The sequence below is a fragment of the Acinetobacter sp. YH16053 genome (assembly GCF_013417035.1).
GTDB classification, from domain to species: Bacteria; Pseudomonadota; Gammaproteobacteria; order Pseudomonadales; family Moraxellaceae; genus Acinetobacter; species Acinetobacter towneri.
Window position 1 is genome coordinate 1 of sequence record NZ_VPEP01000074.1, and the last position, 2,631, is coordinate 2,631.

Annotated in this window: 2 protein-coding genes; one reads left to right on the forward strand and one right to left on the reverse strand. The window is 48.6% G+C overall.

What is annotated here, in order from left to right; genetic code table 11:
• Positions 1-832: transposase zinc-binding domain-containing protein (locus tag FTV43_RS14915; RefSeq protein WP_179995791.1), on the reverse strand; the 832-nt coding region annotated here is incomplete at its 3' end.
• Between the two features lie 460 nt (positions 833-1,292).
• Between FTV43_RS14915 and FTV43_RS14920 the strand changes: the two genes are divergently transcribed.
• On the forward strand, positions 1,293-2,165 hold the full coding sequence (locus FTV43_RS14920) for an rRNA adenine dimethyltransferase family protein (protein ID WP_084929516.1): 873 nt from the start codon (positions 1,293-1,295) through the stop codon (positions 2,163-2,165).
• Positions 2,166-2,631: the final 466 nt, after the last annotated feature.

Below are 2,631 nucleotides of genomic sequence, written 5' to 3' on the forward strand. Positions count from 1 at the left end.
CCGCCTGTGAACCGACAGCGATACGGTAAGTGATCGAGTGCCCCAGCAGGGGTGTCATCGGGTCGTCATCCACCGCATCCGAGGCCAGATAGCTGTTTTCGACATCCCGTTCCAGCAGGCCTTGCCGCTCCAAATAGCGGCCGACCCGATGGGCGATGGTGTGCGCCAGTTGGGTGAGTTCGGCGCTGGTCGGCGCCCTGACCCAGAGGAACCGGGCTGTTCCATTGGGACGCTCAACGTACACGCCATCGAGGAACAGCATGTGAAAGTGAATGTTGAGGTTCAGTGCACTGCCGAAGCGCTGGATCAGGGTGACGGCACCGGTCTTGGCCGCTTGGTGGGTATAGCCCGCTTTCTTGACCAGATGCGTGGCGATGACGCGGTAAACGATGCCCAACACCCGGCCCATGACCTCCGGCCGGCTGGCGAACAGAAAGCGCAATTGAAAGGGAAAGCTGAGTACCCATTGGCGCATGGGCTGTACGGGCAGAACCTCATCGACCAGTAGCGCGGCGCTTTCGGCCATACGCCGTGCGCCACAACTAGGACAGAAGCCCCGACGTTTGCAGCTGAACGCAACCAGGTGCTCAGCGTGACACGACTCACAACGCACCCGCAGAAAGCCGTGTTCGAGACGGCCGCATTTGAGGTAGTCGTCAAACTCGCGTTGCACATAGCCGGGCAGTTCCCTGCCCTGCGCCGCCAAATGGGCAGCGAACGTCGGGTAGTATTCTTCGACGATCCGATAGAGCAGGGTTTGCTCGGGCCGGTGACGCTGGTAACGACCAGTGTTCTCGTCCCGGCTGGCCATCCTGGCCGCCACTTGGGGCATGATCCGCATCCTTGCGATACTGTGTTTTTATACAGTTTATCGCTCAGCTGCGAGATATTGAAGTCTCAGCTGTGATGCCAGCCAGTGCCAGACATTGCCTGTGAGTGCCAGTCACTCCCACTCTATTGTAAATAGAGTTGAGTACTCTATGAAATAAAAGGGGCGAACAAAAAAGAAAGCTGCCTATTCTTTTACGAATAAGCAATTTTTCAGCACGGCAGAACTGAACCTTTGCGGGGAATATCCTTTACAAGTCATTTTTATTTAACTATTTTCGAAACCACTCTAAAATGTATTGTGTTTTCCTAATATATTTGCTAAAATATATGCTAAAATATATTAAGTATTGCCTTGTATAGAATTAGAGTACGCAACTCTATGAAAAATACGAGTTTACCAATAACGATACACCCAACGGCAACAAAAAATCAAATAGCCACACGGGTAAAGGAGTAGGCTATTGGAACGCAACATAAAAGACTCTCAAAATTTTTTACACAATGCCCAACTAGTAAATAAACTAGTCGGACTTAGCAATATAACTTGCGATGATTTGGTTTATGAAATCGGACCCGGCAAAGGAATTATCACTCGAGCCTTACTTGGACGCTGTAGACAAGTTGTTGCGATAGAGTACGACGCGGAATTGTACAGGCGATTGCTTGAGCAATTAAAGGGGCACGAGGATTTAGTTCTGCTGAACAGGGACTTTCTAACAGTAGATTTGCCGAGCGAGCCGTACAAAGTTTTTTCTAACATACCATTCAACATGACTGCGGATATTTTGAGCAAACTTTTGACGACGGGAAGGACGCCCGAGGATTTATATCTCGTCATGCAACAAGAGGCGGTATATAAGTACGCAGGTGAGCCTTTGTGCCAAGATGGATTTAAGTCGCTACTTTTTAAGCCGATTTACGAAATCAAAGTCATTCACAACTTTGATAAAGCGGACTTTTCGCCAAGCCCGAATGTATCAATATTTTTTGTGAACTTTCACAAAAAAGAATACTGCGACATAAAAAAATTGCCGCTAATCGACTACTGGGATTTCTTGGCTTTTGTATATTCCGCGCCAGGCAGATTTTTTAAGGAAAAAACAAAAAAAGTTTTTTCATACGAACAACAAAAGCGGATACGAAAGCAAATCGATCTTCACGAGGAGGCGTTTATTTCGGAATGGACATACAAACAATGGCTTGCCATGTTTGATGTATACTCTAAAATGGTTTCGCCAGAAAAAAAGAAATTGGTTATAGGCGCATATAGCCGATTGATTGCCGAGCAGGCAAAACTCGACAAACTACATCGTGACAGGAGCAAAAAGTATTAGCCGATGGCAAGCGTAACCTTTAAGAAAATAAACAAGGTTTACGACGGAAAAGTACAAGCCCTAAAAGACATAGAACTGAAAATCAATGCGCAAGATTTTTTAGTGATTGTGAGTATAGGAAGAATAAACGCCGTTTTTCTCCAAGTCCAGCCACTGTAGACCGCGAATGACGGCCTGCTTTGCCAGTGGGTGATTCTGAATCCGGCCCGTGTAGCCATCGATCCCGCCGAAAATTTACCCGTTTTTCCCGACAGCCGGGGCCAACCCAAGCCGCCGGCATAACGCATCCCTGCCGCGGCTGAATTACCGCAGCATCGTGATCGGAATCGTTTGGGACGGGTCAGTCAAACAGACCCAGGAGCAGCTCAGCCGGTGGCGCCCGGCTTTCGGGTAACGCCCTGGTCCCGCTGGTTTCGGCTTTGTGCTTCAGGTGATCAAGGATCTGCTTGATCACTATAGGGTCTTC